Below are 19,075 nucleotides of genomic sequence, written 5' to 3' on the forward strand. Positions count from 1 at the left end.
GAAGAACAGCGGTGGCCGGGCGATCCGGCCGCCGCTCAGTTGCGCCAGAAGCGCGGCAGCAGCAGCACGAAGACGCTGACCAGTTCCAGCCGGCCCAGATACATGCCGAAGGTCATCAGCCATTTGGCCAGTTCGGGGAAGCGCTGGATGCTGCCATTGCCGGTCACCTCCGGCCCCCAGACCGGCCCGACATTGGCAATCGCCGTCCAGGCCCCGGTCAGCGCCGTCTTCGGATGCAGCCCGGTCAGCGCCAGCCCGACGATCAGCAGCCCGAAGGTCAGCACGAACATGGTGAAGAAGGCCATGACCGAATTGACCACCTCGGCATCCAGCCGCTTGCCGGCCAGCCGCAGCGGATAAAGCCGGTGCGGCGACTGCATCCGCTTGATCTGCGCCCGCACCGCCTGAAACAGCACCTGATAGCGGAAGATCTTGACCGAACAGCCGGTCGAGCCGGTGCAGCCCCCGATCAGCGCCACGCAGAACAGCAGCGCGAAGGGCAGATGCCCCCAGAGCAGCACATTGGTGGAGGCATAGCCGGTGCCCGAGAAGATGGTGATGACGTTGAAGGTGGTCTCGCGCAGCACCTCCCAGGGGTGGCTGGTCTGGTGGATATAGGCCAGCCGGTAAAGCACGATCACCGCCACCGCATAGAAGATGTAACGCAGATAGGCGCGGATCTGGGTATCGCGCCAGAATGGCCGGAAATCGCCGCGCGCGGCCTGGATCATGCGCACGAAGGGGATCGAGGCCAGCACCATGAAGACCGAGGACACCCATTCCGCCGGCCCGATGAAGGTGCCGAAACTGGCGTCGTAATTGGAAAACCCGCCGGTCGAACAGGTGGTCAGCGCATGCAGCATGGCGTCGTAAGGGCTCATCCCGGTGACGATGTAAAGCAGCGCGCAGGCCACGGTGATGCCCAGATAGGTCCAGGTCATCTCGGCCGCGATCTGGCCGGCGCGCGGCAGCACCTTGCCAAGCGTGTCGAACCCTTCCGAGCGGAAGAACTGCATCCCCCCCACCTTCATCACCGGCAGGAAGACCATCGCCACGACGACGATCCCCAGCCCGCCCGACCATTGCAGGATGCCGCGCCACATGTTCGCGCCCGGCGGCAGGTTGTCGAGCGCGGGGATCACGGTGGTCCCGGTCGTGGTCAGGCCGGACATGGATTCGAAGAAGGCATCGGTAAAGCTCAAGCCCGGCGCGCCGATCATCAGGGGCAGCGCCCCGGCCAAGGGCAGCACCAGCCAGAGGCCCGAGGTCAAAAGAAAGCTCTGTTCGATATTCAGCCCGCGCGGCGCGGAATGGGTGGCGGCGACGACCAGCCCCGAGAGCACCATGACGATCAGCATGGATTGCGCCATGCGCAGCCAGTTCGGATCGCCGGCGGCATAGTCGATCAGCGCAGGGAAGATCATCATCGCCCCGAGCGCGAAGGTGATGCGGCCGATGATATGGACGACGGGACGAAAATCTATCATCGCCACTGATTGCCGCGCCCGGTCCTGCCGGTCAAGCCGGGTTCTGGAACCGGGCGCGGCCATGGCTCAGGCCGCTTCGGTTTCGTCGAGCGGGATCGGGTTGTGGCAGGCGAAGCAATGTCCCTGCCCCTGCAACTCCGGCTCGACTTTGGTGCAGACATCCTGCCGCCGCCAGCAGCGCGGGTTGAAGGAACAGCCCTGCGGCTTGTTCATGGGCGAGGGCAATTCGCCTTCCAGCTTGATGCGTTCCTTCCTCAGCGCCGGATCGGCCACCGGCGTCGCCGACAGCAGCGCCTTGGTATAGGGATGGCGCGGGGCCTCGAAGATCGCCTGTTTCGGGCCGATCTCGACCGGCTGACCGAGATAGAGCACCAGCACCTCGTCGGCGATGTGGCGCACCACCGACAGGTCGTGGCTGATGAACAGATAGGCCAGATCCATCCGCTCCTGCAGGTCCATCAGCAGGTTCAGCACCTGGCTTTGGATGGACAGATCCAGCGCCGAGACGGGTTCGTCCAGCACCAGGATCTTGGGTTCCAGCATCAGTGCCCGGGCGACGGCGACGCGCTGACGCTGCCCGCCCGAGAACATATGCGGGTAACGCTCGAAATGTTCGGGGCGCAGGCCGACCATGGCCAGCATGTCGCGGGCGCGGGTCTCGCGCTCGGCGGCCGAAACCTCGGGGCGGTTCAGCAGCAGCGGCTCCATCAGGGTCTGGCCGATGGTCTGGCGCGGGTTCAGGCTGCCGTAAGGGTCCTGAAAGACGATCTGGACCATGGCCCGCAGGTCGCGGTCGCCCGAGGCGCCTTCAGGGCCGATCTTGCGCCCGCCGATGATCAGATCGCCCTCGGTCGGCGGCTCGATCATGGTCACGACGCGGGCCAGCGTCGATTTGCCCGACCCCGATTCGCCGACCACGGCCAGCGTCTTGCCCGGTGTCAGGGTGAAGCTGGCCCCGTCGAGCGCGCGCACCGTGGCATCGGGCTTCAGGAAGCCGCCCTTCACCTCGTAATGGCGTTTCAGGTTCTTCGCGGTGAGGATCGCTTCGCTCATGCGGCGGACTCCTTGCCGGTGGGCTGACCGTCGATCAGCGGGTAATGACACAGCGCGCGGCCCAGTTCGGGGCCGGCAGGGCTCGGACGCTGGGCGATGCAGCGCGCATCGGCGAAGCTGCAGCGGGGCGAGAACAGACAACCGGCGGGCCGGTCGAACTGGCCCGGCACGACGCCGGGAATGGTTGGCAGGCGCTTTTCGGTCGCGCGTTCCGGCAGCGCCGCCAGCAGCGCCGCCGTATAGGGGTGATGCGGGTTCTGAAACAGCCCGCCCACCTCCTGCAACTCGACCCGCTGGCCGGCATATTGCACCTGCACACGCTGCACGGTTTCCGCCACCACGCCCATGTCATGAGTAATCAGCACCAGGGCCATGCCGGTTTCCTGCTGCAAGCCGGTCAGCAGTTCCAGAATCTGCGCCTGAATGGTCACGTCGAGCGCCGTGGTGGGTTCGTCCGCGATCAGCAGTTTCGGCTTGTTCGCCAGTGCCATGGCGATCATGGCGCGCTGGCTCATCCCGCCGGAAAGCTGGTGCGGATAGGCCTGCAACCGCTTTTCCGGGGCCGGGATGCCGACCTGACGCATCAGTTCCACCGCGCGGTCCTGACGCTGGCTGCGCGTCATGTCGGTATGCTTGCGCAAGGATTCCTTGATCTGCCAGCCGATGGTGAAGGCCGGGTTCAGGGACGACATCGGCTCCTGAAAGATCATCGAGATGTCCTTGCCGACGATCCTGCGCCGGGCCCGCGCCGAGATGGTGCGCAGATCCTGACCGTCGAATTCCAGCTTGTCGGCGGTGACGGTGGCGGTCCAGGGCAGAAGGCCCATCAGCGCCAGCATCGAGACCGACTTGCCGGACCCGGATTCGCCGACAATCGCCAGCAGATCGCCTTCGTCCACGGTGACATCGACCCCGTCCACGGCCCGGAACTGGCCGGAATGGGTGGCGAAATCGACGCTGAGGTTACGGATTTCCAACAGGGCCATGGCTCAGCTCCGCTTCAGTTTCGGGTCGAGCGCGTCGCGCAGACCGTCGCCCATCAGGTTGATGGCCAGAACGGTGACAAGGATGCACAGGCCCGGGAAGGTCACCACCCACCAGGCGCTGAGGATGAACTCGCGCGCCTCGGCCAGCATGGTGCCCCATTCGGGCGTCGGCGGCTGCGCGCCCATGCCGAGAAAGCCCAGGGCCGCCGTATCCAGCACCGCGGTCGAGAAGGACAGCGCCGCCTGCACTATGATCGGTGCCAGGCAATTCGGTAGCACGGTGCGGAACATGATCCTGATCGGCCGGCCCCCGGCGACGCGGGCGGCGATGACGTAATCCTTGGACCGCTCGGTCAGGACGGCGGCGCGGGTCAGGCGGACGAAATGCGGCTGCAGCACGATGGCGATGGCGATCATCGCATTGAGCAGGCTCGGCCCGAGGATGGCGACCAGAACGAGCGCCAGCAGCAGGCTGGGGAAGGACAGCACGATATCCATCAGCCGCATGATCAGCGTGTCCAGCCAGCGCGGCGCAAAGCCCGCGATCACCCCCAGCAGCACGCCGAGCGAGGTCGCCAGCGTCACCACCAGCAACCCGATGAAGAAGCTGAACCGCGCGCCATAGATCAGCCGCGACAACAGATCGCGCCCGACCGCATCGGTGCCCAGAAGGAAGCGGGTCGATCCCCCTTCCTGCCAGAAGGGCGGCACCAGTTGGGCGTCGCGATATTGCGTGTCGGGGGCATAGGGGGCCAGCAGCGGCGCCAGAATGGCGACGAACAGAAAGCCCAGGAAGACGATCAGGCCGATGACCGCGCCCCGGTTCTCCTTGAACGAGGACCAGAATTCGCGCAGCCGCGAGGGCGGCGCCTTCTGGGTGCTGGCGGGGCTGGCCGGGTGGCTGGCGCTGTCGGTCATGTCTCAGCCCTTCCGTATCTTGGGATTGATGAAGCCGTAAAGCACATCGACAATGAGATTGACGATCATCACCACGAGCGCGATCAGCAGCAGACCGCCCTGCACGACCTGATAATCGCGCCGGAAGATCGAATCGACCATCCATTTGCCGATGCCGGGCCATGAGAAGATCGTCTCGGTCAGGATCGCCCCGGCCAGCAGCGTGCCGACCGACAGCCCGATCACCGTGACCACCGGGATCAGCGCATTGCGCAGCGCATGAACCCCGTTGACGCGCAAAGGCGACATGCCCTTGGCGCGGGCGGTGCGAACGTAATCCTCGCCCAGCACCTCCAGCATGGCGGACCGGGTCTGGCGCGCGATCACCGCGAGCGGGATCGTCGCGAGTGCTATGGTCGGCAGGATCAGATGCGAGACCGCCGAACGGAAGGCCCCGGACTGGCCCGACAGCAGACTGTCGATCAGCATGAAGCCGGTCGGCGTGTCGAAGTAATATTGCAGCCCCATCCGCCCCGAAACCGGCGTCCAGCCGAGCGTGCCGGAAAACACGATGATCAGCAGCAGCGCCCACCAGAAGATCGGCATCGAATAACCGACAAGGGCCGAAGACATCAGCGCCTGATCGAAGAACTTGCCCCGGTTCACCGCAGCGATGACCCCCGCAGGAATACCGATCAGCGTCGCCAGGACGATGGCGCAAAGCCCAAGCTCCACCGTTGCCGGGAAGAGTTGCATGAACTCGTCCAGCACCGGCCGCTTGGTCGAGAAGGAGGTGCCGAGATCGCCGTGGAAGATGCCGATCACATAGTCGATATATTGCCGCCAGACCGGCTGGTCGAAGCCGAACTGGTGCTGCAATTCGGCATAACGCTCGGCGCTGACGCCACGTTCGCCGGCCAGAAGCAGGATCGGGTCGCCCGGCAACAGGCGAATGAAGGCGAAAGCGATGACAGTCACGCCGATGAAGGTCGGAATGAAGGTCGCCAACCGGCGGATCAGAAAGCTCAGCATCGGCATATCCCGGGCATGGCAATAACGGAAACGGCCGGGCAGCGTCACGCCGCCCGGCCGCATAGCTTCGGGAAAAGCTTACTCGGTCAGGCTGACGCCATAGAAGACGTGGCCGCCGAACGGGTCGATCTTGTAGCCTTCGACCTTGTTGCTCAGCGGTTCGTTCACGACCGAATGGGCGATGGTGGCCCAGGGCGCCTGCGCCTTGAAGACGACCTGCGCCTGTTCATAGAGCTTGGTGCGCTCGGCCTGATCGGATTCGACCTTGGCCTTCTGGATCAGGTCCTCGAACTCCTCGTTGCACCATTGCGCGCGGTTGGCATTGCCGACGCCGTCGCAACCCAGCAGCACGGCCAGGAAGTTGTCCGGGTCGCCATTGTCGCCGGTCCAGCCCAGCAGAACCGCACCGTCGCGATCCACGGCCTTCGACTTGTCCAGATACTCGCCCCATTCGTAGGAGACGATCTCGACCTTGACCCCGACCTTGTCGAAATCGGCCTGGATCATCTCGGCCATGCGGCGGGCATTGGGGTTATAGGGACGCTGCACCGGCATCGCCCAGACCTTCATCGACAGATCGCTGACGCCGGCCGCTTCCAGCGCCGCCTTGGCGGCTTCCGGGTCATAGGCATCGTCGACCACGGCATCGTTATAGGACCACATGGTCGGCGGGATCGGGTTCTTGGCCACCGCACCGGCGCCCTGGAAGATACCGTCGACGATGGCCTGCTTGTCGATGGCCATGTTCAGCGCCTTGCGCACCTCGGGCTTGTCGAAGGGCGGCTGCTGGGTGTTATAGGCCAGATAGCCCACGTTCAGGCCTTCGCGGCTGACGACATTGATGTTCGGATCGGACTTCATCGCCTCAAGATCCGCCGGGTTCGGATAGGGCATGACATGGCATTCGCCGGCCTTCAGCTTCTGATAGCGGACCGAAGCGTCGGGGGTGATGGCGAAGATCAGGTTCTCGATCGCCGCCGGTTCCTGCCAGTATTCGTCGTTGCGGGCATAGCGGATCACCGCGTCCTTCTGGTAATCGACGAATTTGAACGGGCCGGTGCCGATGGGCTTCTGGTTGAACATCTCAGCCGTGCCGGCGGCGATCAGCTGATCGGCATATTCCTTCGACACGATCGAGGCGAAGGGCATGGCCAGGTTCGCGATCATCGGCGCCTCGGGGCGGTTCAGCACGAACTTGACGGTCATGTCGTCGACCTTCTCGATCGACTTGATCAGGTCGGGCATCGACATCGAGTTGTAATATTCATAGGTCGCCGCCGGGGTCATGGCGAAATAGGGGCTGTCTTCCTTGCCCTGACGCTCGAAGCTGAAGATCACGTCATCGGCGTTGAAATCGCGGGTCGGCGTGAAGAAGTCGGTGGTGTGGAACCTCACCCCCGGACGCAGGTGGAAGGTGTATTCCAGCCCGTCCTCGCTGACCTCCCAGCTTTCGGCCAGACCCGGCTCGGTCGCGGTCTCGCCGCGGGTGAATTCGACCAGCCCGTTCATGACGCTGCGGGCCGAGGCGTCGAAGGTCGTGCCAGAGGTATAGAGCGCCGGGTCGAAACCCTCGGGCGAGCCTTCCGAGCAATAGACCAGGTTGGCGGCCGATGCGGCCGAACCCATCAGCATGGCGGCCAGGCTGAGTGCGACAAGCTTTTTCATTATATCAATCTCCTGTTGGACTTGGGGTGCAGTCCCGCACCCTCTGGTCATTGCACCAAGCTGCCCCATAATGAACCGTTTATGCAAGCGGCTTTGCTGCCCGAAGCACGGGCATTCAGCACCCGAAGACAGGCGTTCCGGGCAGGTTGACGACATGACGTTGCGTCACCGACCCCAGTGCTGACCCTGCGACCTTTTGAGCGAATTTGTGCTGATAGATTGGCGGTCAGGATTGACGAAACCTGATACAACATAGCTAGTGGTCCGCAGTTTTTTCGCCGTTCGTGGCATGGGCATTTAAAGCGCCGATTTCAGATCCAAAGGGTTAAGAGAAGGTTTTTCTTATATGACTGCTCGTGACGGTATCGCCGTTCTTTCCGACCGAATCGTACTCGGCTACCTGTCGCGTGACCTGACTTTCATGACCCGCGTGCTGCGTGCCCATGTCCGTTGGGCAAATACGAATGGCGGCGATGAAAACTCTGCCCTTGGCAGCGATGCTGCGGTGCTCAGCGTGATCGGCCTCAATCCCGGCATTTCGCAGAACGATCTGGCAAGCGCGGTGGTGCTGAAAAAATCCGCCGTCACCAAGCTGGTCAGCGACATGGAGGTCGAGGGTTTCGTGATCCGCCAAAAGCCCGAGACGGATCGCCGTTACAACGCGCTGCGTCTAACCGCCGCAGGCCATGCCAAATGGCAACTCCTGCAAAGAGAGATGCACGCCCGTCAGGAGGCGCTTCTGGCGCCGCTCGACGGGCGCGAGCGCGACAAGCTGTTCGAGCTTCTCGGCAGGTTGGTCATCCATTATTCCGATCAACTGTCCGCCGACGGCCAGCCGCAGACCGATCAGCCCACCTGATCCGCCCCGAACGATCCGAGGCACTCGGCTAGCCCCCCGCGATTAGCGGAAGGGCATCGCGTAAAGCAGCCCGCCCTGCGTCCATTGCGCGTTCAGTCCGCGCGCCAGCCCGATCGGGGTCTGTTCGCCGATGGTGGCGGCGAAGATCTCGCCGTAATTGCCCGAAGCCGCGATGGCGCGCTTGGCCCAGTCGTTGCTCAGGCCCAGCATGGCGCCAAGCTCGCCCTCCGATCCCAGCAGACGCTGCACTTCGGGGTTCTTCGAGGATTTCGACAATTCCTCGATATTGGCCGAGGTCACGCCATATTCCTCGGCAGCGATCAGCGCGTAAAGCGTCCAGCGGACGATATCGCCCCAATTGTCGTCGCCATGGCGCACCACCGGGCCGAGCGGCTCTTTCGAGATGATCTCGGGCAGGATGATGTGATCGGCCGGATTGGCGAAGGTCGCGCGCGTGGCGGCCAGCCCCGAGGCATCCGTCGTATAGGCATCGCAGGCGCCTGCCAGATATTGCTGCTCGCCCTCGGCATTGCTGTCGACGTTGACCGGCTGGAAGTTCATGTTGTTGGCGCGGAAGTAATCCGCAAGGTTCAGCGCCGTGGTGGTGCCGGTCTGAATACAGATCGAAGCGCCGTCCAACTCCTTGGCAGAGCTGACGCCAAGCGTGCGCGACACCATGAAGCCCTGACCGTCATAGTAGTTCACACCGGCGAATTCGATCTGCAACTCGGCATCGCGAGAGAAGGTCCAGGTGGTATTGCGCGACAGCAGATCGACCTCGCCCCCCGCCAGGTTGGAGAAGCGATCCTCTCCGCTCATGGCGCGGAACTCCACCTTGCGGGGGTCGCCCAGGACTGCCGCCGCGATGGCCTTGCAGAACGAGACATCGAAGCCGGTCCAGTTGCCGTTCGCATCGGGCGAGGCGAAGCCGATCAGCCCGGGATTGACGCCACAGATCACCTTGTCCCGGCCCTTCACCGCGGCAAGTGTATCACCATCGGCGGCCCGGCCCTCTGCGACAAAACCTAACACCGCCGCCATGCCGAGAATGACCGCTGTCTTCATCTATTATCCTTCCCGTTGAGGCGGCCTTTCCGCCAAGCGCTCACGGTGCGCCACACGAACCAATGCGCGACATTGTGCCGATCAACGCGGTTGCGTCAAGCGGCGGTCCGCCGATACGAATTCACGAAGCCAACAGCTTCAGCAGCCTCTCGGCATTTTCCATCGCCACGAGCCGGTTCGCGGCCGCGGTCTCGGCCTCGTCGTCGCGCCCCCAGCCCTCGGCCTGAAACTCGTCGTCGACGCGCGACAGCGCATGTGCCTCGGCCGCCGTCAGCCTGCCGTCCAGCACCGCCAGCCCCAGCACCAGCGAACCGGGCAGCGTCACCAGATCGTGCAGCGCCGTCAGCCGGAAGGCATCGAGCCCGTCCAGCGGCGCGCGCAACCGTGCCAGTGCCTCGGCGTCCTGCGCCACCGGCATCAGCCCTCGGGTGGTGGTCAGCCGCGCCCCGTGGCGGGCCTCGGCCCAGTCGAGAATCGGGTCCCAGGCGGCGCATTGACGTTCATGCAGGCGCTCCGGCTCGGTCGCGCGATAGGACAGAAGATCGGTGCCGCCATATGCCGCCAGCATCTCGGCCACGGCATCGAATTGCGGTGTCACCTTCTCGATGGCGGAATTGGCGGCCCGGGTCAGCGGCATCGAGAGCGGGTCGATCACATCCTGCTGCGCCTCCCATTCTGCGGCAATGGCGCGGGCAAACGCCTCGGTCGGCAGGATCAGGGGCAGCTTGCCGGGGGTCATGACCGGCTTGCCGTCCAGCGTGACGCACCAGCCGCCCGTCGCCGGCTCGGCCGCGGCGGCTTTCCAGAACCGGCGGGCTTTCCATTCGCTCATTGCGCCCATTCCCCGATCATCCGGGCCAGATCGGCGAAATCCTTCGCCACCGGCACATCCATCCGTTCCAGCGCCTCGGCCGGGTGATAACCCCAGCCGACGCCAATCGCGGCTGTGCCGGCGGCGCGGGCCATGTCCATGTCGAATTCGGTATCGCCGATCATCACCGCCTCGGACGGGTCAACCCCGGCATCGGCGCAGGCCGCCAGCAGCATTTCGGGATGCGGCTTCGAGGGATGGGTATCGGCGGTGCGCAGGCTGACGAAATAGCCGCGCAACCCGTGATGCTCGATCATCGCATCGAGCCCCCGGCGCGACTTGCCGGTGGCCACGCCAAGCAGCAGGTCGTCGCGCGGCCTGAGCGCGTCGAGGCAATCGCGCGCGCCGGGATAAAGCGGGGCCTCATTGGCGATGCGGCGGGTCATGAAGGCCTGACGGTAAGCCTCGACAGCGGCCCCGCGCTGCGCCTGCGGCGCATCCGGCACCAGCCGCTCGACCGCCACATCGAGCGACAGCCCGACGATGGACAGCACCTTCTCGCGCCCGAGCGGCGCGAGGCCGACGCTGTCGAAGGCCATGTCCATGGCCCCCACGATCAACGCCTGGCTGTCGATCAGCGTGCCGTCGACATCGAAGACGACCAGTTTCATGCCTGCTCCTCGAACGGGTCGGCGGGCACGTCGTTCTCATACCAGCCGAGGGTCTTCCAGGTCCGCTTCATGTGATCCGGCAGGGGCGCGGTCAGGGTGATCCGCTCCTTGGTGATCGGATGGGTAAAGGACAGGCTGCGGGCATGAAGATGCAGCTTGCGGCTGATGTCGCCGCCAAGCTGCGCGCCCCAGCCATCGCCCAGATTTTCCTGCCCCGAGCCGCCATATTTGCCGTCCCCGACGATGGGATGGCCGAGTTCCGCCATATGCGCGCGCAGTTGATGGGTGCGCCCGGTGATCGGAACGAGCGCGCACCAGCTGGCCCGCTGCGCGAGATTGTCGAGCACGGCATAATCGGTGGTTGCGCGCTTGGCACCTTCCACCTTGTCGATGTCGCGGGGATGGACGGCCATCATCTTCTCGCCCTCGCCGCCGCGCCCGTGGCCGGGTGCCTTGACCAGCCCGTAACGGATCGTGCCCATCTTCGGGCTGGGCACACCGGCGACGGCGGCCCAGTAGATCTTGCGGGTGTCGCGGTGCCGGAAGGCCTCGGACAGGGCGCGGGCCACCCGGTCGGTGCGCGCCAGAAGCAGGATGCCAGAGGTATCCTTGTCCAGCCGGTGCACCAGCTTGGGCTTGTCCTTGTAGCCGAATTTCAGCGCCTCGCTGAGGCCATCGACATGCCGGTCCCCCTGCCCCGAACCGCCCTGGCTGGGCAGCCCCGGCGGCTTGTTCAGTGCGATGATATGCTGGTCCTTCCAGATCACCGCTTTCTGGATCATCTCGGCATCGGCATCGCTGATCCGGGTTTCGGCCTTCTGCACGGGGGCGGCATCGGGCAAGGGCGGAATGCGCACCTCCTGCCCCGCTTCGACCCGGGTATTCGCCTTGACCCGGCCGCCATCGACGCGGATCTGGCCGGTCCGGCACATCTTTTCGACCGCGCCATGCGTCACCTGCGGGAATTTCTTCCGTAGCCAGCGATCCAGCCGCTGATCGCCCTCATCCGCGCCCACGCGGACGGTCTGCACGCCGCTCATGCCCAGAGCCCCCTGCCGATGGCCATGCCAGCCAGAACCGCCGCGATCGACAGCGCGACCGAGACAAGGACATAGATCAGCGCAGCACCACCCTGCCCGCGCTCCCACAGCGTCAGCGCATCCAGCGAGAAGGCCGAAAACGTGGTGAAGCCGCCCAGCACCCCGGTCAGCAGCAGCGGCGCGTAATGGTTGTTCCAGCGATGCGCCATCAGCGCCGCCAGAAGCCCCATGGCCAGGCTGCCCAGCACATTGACCACACCGGTCGCGACCGGAAAGCCGGTCACCGGAATGGCGCGATAGACGCCATAGCGGGCAGTCGCGCCGATTGCGCCACCAAGGGCGACCTGAAGGAACGGGTTCATCATCGGCCTTCCATCTGTCCCGGCGCCGGCAAAGTCAACCGCGCTTGGCGCGCTGCTGCACGAACCAGTCGAGGCGCTTCTTCAACTCGCGCTCGAACCCGCGCTCGACCGGGGTGTAAAGAACCGGGCGCTTCATGCCCTCGGGGAAATAGTTCTGGCCGCTGAAGGCGCCCTCGGCATCGTGGTCGTATTCGTAACCGGCACCGTAGCCCTGTTCCTTCATCATCTTCGTCGGCGCGTTCAGGATATGGGCGGGCGGCATCAGGCTGCCGGTGCGTTTGGCCTCGGATCGCGCCGCCTTATAGGCGACATAACCGGCATTCGACTTCGGCGCGAGCGCCAGATAGATCACCGCCTGCGCCAGTGCCAGTTCACCCTCGGGGCTGCCGAGACGTTCATAGAGCGCCCAGGCATCGAGGCAATGGCGCTGCGCCGCCGGATCGGCCAGGCCGATATCCTCGACGGCCATGCGGGTGATGCGCCGGGCGAGGTAGCGCGGGTCCTCGCCCCCTTCCAGCATCCGCGCCAGCCAGTAAAGCGCCGCATCCGGGTCGGAGCCGCGCACCGATTTGTGCAGCGCCGAGATCAGGTTGTAATGTTCGTCCCCCGACTTGTCGTAAAGCGTCGCCCGCTTCATCAGCCGTTGCGACAGCTGTTCGGTGCTCAGCCTGCCGTCCAGCTTCCAGGCCATGACCTGCTCGATCAGGTTCAGGGCCGCGCGCCCGTCGCCATCGGCCATTTCCAGCAGCGCCTCGCGCGCCGGGCCGTCCAGCGGCAGTGCCCGGTCCAACTCATGCTCGGCGCGTTGCGCCAGAAGCTCCAGATCGGCCAGATCGAGGCGCTTCAGCACCACGACCTGGGCGCGCGACAGAAGTGCTGCATTCAGCTCGAAACTCGGATTCTCGGTGGTGGCCCCGACCAGAAGGATGGTGCCGTCTTCCATATGCGGCAGGAAACTGTCCTGCTGGGCGCGGTTGAAGCGGTGGATTTCATCGACGAACAGCAATGTGCCGCCGCCGGTCTGGCGGCGCAGCTTCGCGGCCTCGAACACCTTGCGCAGTTCCGGCACCCCGGAAAAGATCGCGCTGATCTGGACGAAATGCAGGTCGGTCTCATCCGCCAGCAGCCGCGCGATGGTGGTCTTGCCGACACCCGGGGGCCCCCAGAGGATCAGCGAGGACAGGCTGCCCGCCCCCAGCATCGCACCGAGCGGGCCGTCGGCATCCAGCACCTTCTGCTGGCCGATCACCTCGGACAGCGCGCGCGGTCGGATGCGGTCGGCAAGGGGTGCGGCCCGAAGCGCGGTCGCATCGGGCGAAGATGAACCCTTTCCGGGCAGGCTGTCGAACAGATCGGCCATGACGGGCGGAAGATACGCCGCCCGCCCAGCAAGCAAAAGGGTCAGTGCAGCTTCTGGACCAGATTCGTCGCCACCACCTGGAAGGCGCCATCATCGAAGTTCAGCACCGGCCCCAGGGCCTCGCCTTCCATCCCGCAGCGGCGATACCACCGCGGCCAGTTGGAATCGATCAACCCGATATGGCGCACCGCGCCAAGCTCGCGCGCCGCCTGGTTCAGGCCCGAGATCAGCTCGGCATGAACCTTGCGGCGGACGCCCATCGGCACGCTGTGGCTGACGAAGACACGGCTGGATTCCCAGATATGGTCATCGACCGGCGCCTCCTCGAACAGCAGGTCCTTCGGAATCGAACCGCCGAGAATGCCCTTCTGCGCGTCCCGGATCATATAGGAATAGATCCCGCAGCGCGCCGTGGTCGGCGTCAGCCGGATCCCCGCCAGCACCTCGCCACGCTCGTGCACCGCCACCCAACGCGAGGCCGGAGTGTCATACTGGTCAAACTCCATCCCTTCGGCCTGCGGCAGGTCCCAGTTATTCTGAACGATGAAACTCTGACGGCGGGCGCGAAGGATATTGGCAAAAAGCTCACCATGAACGTGCATATTGGTGAAGGAAATCGTTGTCGTCTGCATTTACTTACTCCTGGGATGAGGGGGGCCCCAGGGGCATACGATTTGGCGAACTTCGCCCTACAACAGACGGTATTCCTTGGCTCTTTGAAGCGCCTCGGCCGTAGTCCGGGCCATCAGCCTCTCTCGTGCCGAGATGAGTCTGGCCTTGAAGGCGCTTTCCGTAATGCCAAGTTTGGCAGCCGCTGCGGCATGACGATCACCCTGCGCAATGCACCGAAGGGCCTCGATCTGAGCCTTTGTCAGGCTATCCGGGGGCTCCGTAATGTCATGGAGCTGTCGGATGATTTTCGAGATCTCGTCGATCTCGGAATCGGTGAATTCACGATCCCCACGGGTTACACCGCCAATGGTCCGTGAACTGATCGGCCCAATGGAGAAGGCGACACCATATTTCATTCCGAAGGAGGCTGCATCATCAAGGATGCCAAAGGTGTCGGGCACGGGAAGCGCGGACCAACGGACGGTGCCATTGGTCGAAAAGCCCCAAGCGATCATCGGGTCGCGGAGGGCGTAAGCCTTTTCCGAATAATGTTCCGACCATTCACGCGAGTAGGTCTGGAACTGCATGATGGGTGCGGCAAAACGAATATGCAGACCAATAAAATAGCCCGTCGGCGTCAGCGGATTAAGCTTGGCAAGAAGCGATGTAATTTCAGCTCTGGACGACATTTGGGTAATTTTCGTTCATCTCAAGGTTATCCTTTTCGACAATGGCCGGTTTCCTCCGTCAAGTGAAGTGCTATTCGGCCCCTCAATCGCAAGATGTAGCGGGGCTGCCATAGGTACATCCAGAGCTTGCCCAACAGCCCGTCGTGCCGGGTTGTTTGCGCAAACCTCAACACGGTTCGGTTAAGAAATCCTTGCCATCCGCCGGCCCGAAACGAAAAAGCCCCGCTGCGGAACCGCAGGCGGGGCTTTCGGATGGTTCGGGGACCGAATCACTCTTCGGCGGCGTCCTCGGCTTCCAGGCGCGCACGGTCGGCGGCGCCCTTGGCGTCGGTGTCGCGGTCGACCAGTTCGATGATCGCCATCGGCGCCATGTCGCCATAGCGGAAACCGGCTTTCAGGACGCGGACATAACCGCCCTGACGGTCCTTGTAACGTTCGCCCAGCACCTCGAAGAGCTTGGCAACGTGCTGGTCCTGCTTGAGCTGCGCGGCCGCCTGGCGGCGGGCATGCAGATCGCCGCGCTTGGACAGCGTGATCAGCTTTTCGACGATCGGGCGCAGTTCCTTGGCCTTCGGCAGGGTGGTCTTGATCTGCTCGTGCTCGATCAGCGAGCCGGCCATGTTGGCGAAGAGCGCCTTGCGGTGCTCATGGGTGCGGTTGAGGCGGCGATAGCCGCGTGCGTGACGCATGATGTTTCTCCGTTTACGTCTTTTGCTTTGTCTGGCGGCCCTTGCGTGAAAGCCGCTCTCCTTGGGGCGGGATGCCCGGGTTGGCGGGGGGCCGAAGCCCCCTGCCGAAACTCAGAACTGGTCGTCGAAACGCTTGGCCAGATCCTCGATATTCTCCGGCGGCCAGTCGACGACATCCATGCCGAGATGCAGGCCCATGCCCGAAAGCACTTCCTTGATCTCGTTCAGCGACTTGCGGCCGAAGTTCGGGGTGCGCAGCATCTCGGCTTCGGTTTTCTGGATCAGATCGCCGATATAGACGATATTGTCGTTCTTCAGGCAGTTGGCCGAACGCACCGACAGTTCCAGCTCGTCCACCTTCTTCAGCAGACGCGGATCGAATTCCAGACCGTCATCGTCGCTTTGCGCGCGGGCCGCTTCCGGCTCGTCGAAGTTGACGAAGACCGAAAGCTGATCCTGAAGAATGCGCGCGGCATAGGCCACGGCGTCTTCCGGGGTCAGCGAACCGTCGGTCTCGACCTTCATGGTCAGCTTGTCGTAGTCCAGAACCTGGCCCTCGCGGGTCGGGGTGACCTCGTAGCTGACGCGCTTGACCGGCGAGAAGATGGCGTCGATCGGGATCAGGCCGATGGGCGCATCTTCGGGACGGTTCTTGTCGGCGGCGACGTAACCCTTGCCCGGGGCAACGGTCAGTTCCATGTTCAGATCGGCCCCGTCATCCAGGTGGCAGATGACATGGTCGCGGTTCAGCACGGTGATGCCGGCGGTTTCCTGAATGTCGCTGGCCTTCACCTCGCCCGGGCCCTTGGCCGAGAGGGTCAGGCGCTTGGTGCCGTCGACATCCATCTTCAGCGTCACGCCCTTGAGGTTCAGCACGATATCGGTCACGTCCTCGCGGACGCCGGGAACCGACGAGAATTCATGCAGCACATTGTCGATCTGCACGGAGGTGATCGCGGCGCCCTGCAACGAGGACAGCAGCACCCGGCGCAGCGCGTTGCCGAGCGTCAGGCCGAAGCCACGCTCCAGCGGTTCAGCGACAACGGTGGCGGTGCGGGTCGCATCAGCGCCGACCTTGACCTCCAGCTGCGCGGGCTTGATCAGTTCGGCCCAGTTCTTGTGGATCATGCGTTTGCCTCCATTCCTGTTCCGACACCATGACCAGTGGTCGGAACGCCCGAGGTGAAATGCGAAAAGCCCCGCGCGCGCAGCCGTAAAGCCGCGCGCGCGGGATAATAGGGTCCGATCAGACGCGGCGGCGCTTGGGCGGACGGCAACCGTTATGCGCGATCGGGGTAACGTCGCGGATCGCGGTGATGTTGAAGCCGACAGCGGCGAGGGCGCGCAGCGCCGATTCGCGGCCAGAGCCGGGGCCCTGCACTTCGACTTCCAGCGTGCGAACGCCGTGTTCCTGCGCCTTCTTGCCGGCGTCTTCAGCGGCCATCTGGGCGGCATAGGGGGTCGATTTGCGCGAACCCTTGAAGCCCATGGTGCCGGCCGAGGACCAGGCAATCGCGTTGCCCTGCACATCGGAGATCAGGATCTTGGTGTTGTTGAACGAGCTGTTCACATGCGCCACACCAGTGGCGATGTTCTTGCGTTCCTTGCGCTTGGTGCGCGTCTTGTCACGTGCCATCTGCCTGCCTCCTTACTTCTTCTTGCCGGCGATCGGTTTCGCCGGGCCCTTGCGGGTGCGGGCATTGGTGTGGGTGCGCTGACCGCGGACCGGCAGGCCGCGACGGTGACGCAGGCCGCGATAGGAACCGAGGTCCATCATGCGCTTGATGTTCATCTGCGTCTCACGGCGCAGGTCGCCTTCGACGGTCAGGTTCGCGTCGATATATTCGCGGATCTGCAGCACTTCGGCATCGGTCAGATCGTTCACGCGGCGGGTCGGGTCGATGCCGACGGCGGTGACGATCTGTTCGGCGAAATGCGGGCCGATCCCGTGGATATAGGTCAGGGCGATGGGGACACGTTTCCCCGTCGGAATATTGACGCCAGCAATACGAGCCACGCGTTTTCCTTCTCATGTTGCGGTTCCGTAGCACCGGAACCTTTTTTCACAACCAAAGGCCCGAAATTCGATTTCGGGCCTCAGCCTTTCACCGGAATGGTGATTCCCCTTGCGGGATGCCGTGACCTAAGGGGGATTTATCCCATTGTCAACAGCATTGCCGGGATTTGTCGCCGGAAGGCCGGAAGCCCCCCGGATCGGTGTCCCGCGCGACCTTACAGCCGGCCCATGACCGAGGCCATCTGGTCGGCGACCTCCTCGACCGTGGCCATGCCATCGACCGCGTGAAGATTGCCCTTGGCATAGTAATAGCCGATCAGCGGCGAGGTCTTCTTGTAATATTCCAGAAGCCGGGTGCGCAGGCTGTCGGCATTGTCGTCCGAGCGGCGGCGCAGGTCGGTCGAGCCGCAGACATCGCAGGTGCCCGCGACCTTGGTCGGCTTGGTGCGGTCGTGATAGACCTCGCCGCAATTGCCGCAGGTATAGCGCCCCGAGATCCGGTCGACGAGCGCCTCGTCATCGACCTGCATCTCGATCACGCCATCGACCTTCTGACCGAGCCCGTCGAGCAGCTTGCCAAGCGCATCGGCCTGGGCCAGCGTGCGCGGGAAACCGTCGAAGATGAAACCCGCCGCGTCCGAGCCTTCCAGCTTTTCGCGGATCAGCCCGATGACGATCTCGTCGGTGACCAGTTGGCCCTTGTCCATGACCTCGGCCACGACCTTGCCCATCTCGGTCCCGGAGGAGCGCGCCTCGCGCAGCATGTCGCCGGTGGAAAGCTGGACCAGCCCCCGCTCCTCGACCAGGCGGCGCGCCTGCGTTCCCTTGCCCGCACCGGGCGGCCCCAACAGGATGATGTTCACGGTCATGGGGTCCCTCTTCCCTATGTCTTCAGATTGGTCCGGCGCGCATCAGCGGCGCGACGGTGCCTTGCGTTTACGCGGCTTGTCGCCGGGCTTGCGCTTGCCGCGCAGCTGCGACTTCTCGATCAGACCTTCATATTGATGCGCAAGCAAGTGGCTTTGCACCTGATTGATCGTATCCATGGTCACCGAAACGATGATCAGCACCGACGTGCCGCCGAAATAGAAGGGCACGGCGAACTGGCTGCGGATCACCTCGGGCAGAAGACAGACCGCGGCGAGATAGGTCGAGCCGATCACCAGCACCCGGTTCACGACATATTCCAGATATTGCTCGGTCTTCTTGCCGGGGCGGATGCCCGGAACGAAACCGCCCTGGTTCTTCAGGTTCTCGGCCACATCGTCGGCCTTGAAGGCGACGTTATGGGTGTAGAAATAGGCGAAGAAGATGATCATGCCGGCGAAGAACAGCAGGTAGAGCGGCTGTCCGGGGCCGAAATAGGCCAGGATCGTCGACATGACCGGGCCGGTCTGATTGCCCGAGAAGGTCGAGATGGTGATCGGCAGCAGCAGCAGCGAACTGGCGAAGATCGCCGGGATCACCCCCGACGGGTTGACCTTGATCGGCAGATGCGAGGATTGCCCGTCATAGACCTTCATCCCGACCTGACGGCGCGGATACTGAATGGTGATCTTGCGCAGCGCGCGTTCCATGAACACCACGAAGGTGATGACCGCGATCACCATCACGATGATGCCGATGATGACCGGGGTCGAGATCGCGCCCGAGCGGCCCTGGCTGAAGAACTGCGCCAAGGCACCGGGGATCTCGGCGACGATGCCGACGAAGATGATCAGCGAAATGCCGTTGCCGATGCCGCGCGCGGTGATCTGCTCGCCCAGCCACATCAGGAACA

General features: G+C 64.0%; 21 protein-coding genes. 1 reads left to right on the forward strand and 20 read right to left on the reverse strand.

Annotated elements, in window-relative coordinates:
* Positions 1–35: 35 nt before the first annotated feature.
* The 6 genes from Q0330_RS13675 to Q0330_RS13700 all read right to left on the reverse strand — a co-directional run bounded on the left by Q0330_RS13675 (position 36) and on the right by Q0330_RS13700 (position 7,120).
* On the reverse strand, positions 36–1,487 hold the full coding sequence (locus tag Q0330_RS13675; RefSeq protein WP_299480381.1) for a TrkH family potassium uptake protein: 1,452 nt from the start codon (positions 1,485–1,487) through the stop codon (positions 36–38).
* A 66-nt stretch (positions 1,488–1,553) separates the two neighbouring features.
* Complete coding sequence (locus Q0330_RS13680) at positions 1,554–2,540, reverse strand: dipeptide ABC transporter ATP-binding protein (protein WP_299480384.1); 987 nt, start codon at positions 2,538–2,540, stop codon at positions 1,554–1,556.
* Entirely contained in the window at positions 2,537–3,526 is a 990-nt protein-coding gene (locus Q0330_RS13685) for an ABC transporter ATP-binding protein (RefSeq protein ID WP_299480387.1), read from the reverse strand. Before Q0330_RS13685 ends, Q0330_RS13680 begins: the two co-directional genes overlap by 4 nt.
* Before the next feature lie 3 nt (positions 3,527–3,529).
* Positions 3,530–4,444: an ABC transporter permease subunit gene (locus tag Q0330_RS13690; protein ID WP_299480390.1), complete on the reverse strand. Its 915-nt coding sequence runs from the start codon at positions 4,442–4,444 to the stop codon at positions 3,530–3,532.
* 3 nt (positions 4,445–4,447) lie between these two features.
* Positions 4,448–5,455 carry an ABC transporter permease subunit gene (locus tag Q0330_RS13695; protein ID WP_299480394.1) on the reverse strand — a complete coding sequence of 336 codons (1,008 nt, stop codon included), beginning with the start codon at positions 5,453–5,455 and terminating at the stop codon, positions 4,448–4,450.
* A gap of 78 nt (positions 5,456–5,533) precedes the next feature.
* A complete protein-coding gene (locus tag Q0330_RS13700) occupies positions 5,534–7,120 on the reverse strand; it encodes an ABC transporter substrate-binding protein (protein WP_299480397.1) in 1,587 nt (528 codons plus the stop codon).
* 346 nt (positions 7,121–7,466) lie between these two features.
* Between Q0330_RS13700 and Q0330_RS13705 the strand changes: the two genes are divergently transcribed.
* Positions 7,467–7,979, forward strand: coding sequence for a MarR family winged helix-turn-helix transcriptional regulator (locus tag Q0330_RS13705; protein ID WP_299480400.1), 513 nt, complete (start codon positions 7,467–7,469; stop codon positions 7,977–7,979).
* 42 nt (positions 7,980–8,021) lie between these two features.
* Here Q0330_RS13705 and Q0330_RS13710 read toward each other — a convergent pair whose 3' ends face one another.
* The 14 genes from Q0330_RS13710 to secY form a co-directional block, all read right to left on the reverse strand.
* Complete coding sequence (locus tag Q0330_RS13710) at positions 8,022–9,044, reverse strand: amino acid ABC transporter substrate-binding protein (protein WP_299480403.1); 1,023 nt, start codon at positions 9,042–9,044, stop codon at positions 8,022–8,024.
* 121 nt (positions 9,045–9,165) lie between these two features.
* The gene (locus Q0330_RS13715) at positions 9,166–9,876 is read right to left on the reverse strand and encodes an ATP12 family protein (protein WP_299480406.1); all 711 of its coding nucleotides are present in this window, start codon (positions 9,874–9,876) and stop codon (positions 9,166–9,168) included.
* Positions 9,873–10,526: an HAD-IA family hydrolase gene (locus tag Q0330_RS13720; protein ID WP_299480409.1), complete on the reverse strand. Its 654-nt coding sequence runs from the start codon at positions 10,524–10,526 to the stop codon at positions 9,873–9,875. The genes Q0330_RS13715 and Q0330_RS13720 overlap by 4 nt, the downstream gene beginning before the upstream one ends.
* On the reverse strand, positions 10,523–11,566 hold the full coding sequence (locus Q0330_RS13725) for an RluA family pseudouridine synthase (protein ID WP_299480412.1): 1,044 nt from the start codon (positions 11,564–11,566) through the stop codon (positions 10,523–10,525). Before Q0330_RS13725 ends, Q0330_RS13720 begins: the two co-directional genes overlap by 4 nt.
* The gene (gene crcB, locus Q0330_RS13730; protein ID WP_299480415.1) at positions 11,563–11,931 is read right to left on the reverse strand and encodes a fluoride efflux transporter CrcB; all 369 of its coding nucleotides are present in this window, start codon (positions 11,929–11,931) and stop codon (positions 11,563–11,565) included. Before crcB ends, Q0330_RS13725 begins: the two co-directional genes overlap by 4 nt.
* A gap of 31 nt (positions 11,932–11,962) precedes the next feature.
* Entirely contained in the window at positions 11,963–13,288 is a 1,326-nt protein-coding gene (locus Q0330_RS13735; RefSeq protein WP_299480417.1) for a replication-associated recombination protein A, read from the reverse strand.
* Positions 13,289–13,329: 41 nt separating this feature from the next.
* A complete protein-coding gene (locus Q0330_RS13740) occupies positions 13,330–13,920 on the reverse strand; it encodes an acyl-homoserine-lactone synthase (RefSeq protein ID WP_299480419.1) in 591 nt (196 codons plus the stop codon).
* 57 nt (positions 13,921–13,977) lie between these two features.
* The gene (locus Q0330_RS13745; RefSeq protein WP_299480422.1) at positions 13,978–14,589 is read right to left on the reverse strand and encodes an autoinducer binding domain-containing protein; all 612 of its coding nucleotides are present in this window, start codon (positions 14,587–14,589) and stop codon (positions 13,978–13,980) included.
* A gap of 269 nt (positions 14,590–14,858) precedes the next feature.
* A complete protein-coding gene (gene rplQ / locus Q0330_RS13750; protein WP_299480425.1) occupies positions 14,859–15,278 on the reverse strand; it encodes a 50S ribosomal protein L17 in 420 nt (139 codons plus the stop codon).
* 111 nt (positions 15,279–15,389) lie between these two features.
* Positions 15,390–16,406, reverse strand: a complete 1,017-nt coding sequence (locus Q0330_RS13755) for a DNA-directed RNA polymerase subunit alpha (RefSeq protein ID WP_299480428.1) — start codon at positions 16,404–16,406, stop codon at positions 15,390–15,392.
* Between the two features lie 118 nt (positions 16,407–16,524).
* Complete coding sequence (rpsK, locus tag Q0330_RS13760; protein ID WP_299480431.1) at positions 16,525–16,914, reverse strand: 30S ribosomal protein S11; 390 nt, start codon at positions 16,912–16,914, stop codon at positions 16,525–16,527.
* Positions 16,915–16,926: 12 nt separating this feature from the next.
* On the reverse strand, positions 16,927–17,295 hold the full coding sequence (rpsM, locus tag Q0330_RS13765) for a 30S ribosomal protein S13 (RefSeq protein WP_299480434.1): 369 nt from the start codon (positions 17,293–17,295) through the stop codon (positions 16,927–16,929).
* Between the two features lie 215 nt (positions 17,296–17,510).
* Positions 17,511–18,164 carry an adenylate kinase gene (locus tag Q0330_RS13770; protein WP_299480437.1) on the reverse strand — a complete coding sequence of 218 codons (654 nt, stop codon included), beginning with the start codon at positions 18,162–18,164 and terminating at the stop codon, positions 17,511–17,513.
* A gap of 42 nt (positions 18,165–18,206) precedes the next feature.
* A partial coding sequence (gene secY, locus Q0330_RS13775) for a preprotein translocase subunit SecY (protein ID WP_299480440.1) occupies positions 18,207–19,075 on the reverse strand: 869 nt, incomplete at its 5' end.

The organism is uncultured Paracoccus sp., assembly GCF_937873615.1.
Lineage (GTDB): Bacteria > Pseudomonadota > Alphaproteobacteria > Rhodobacterales > Rhodobacteraceae > Paracoccus.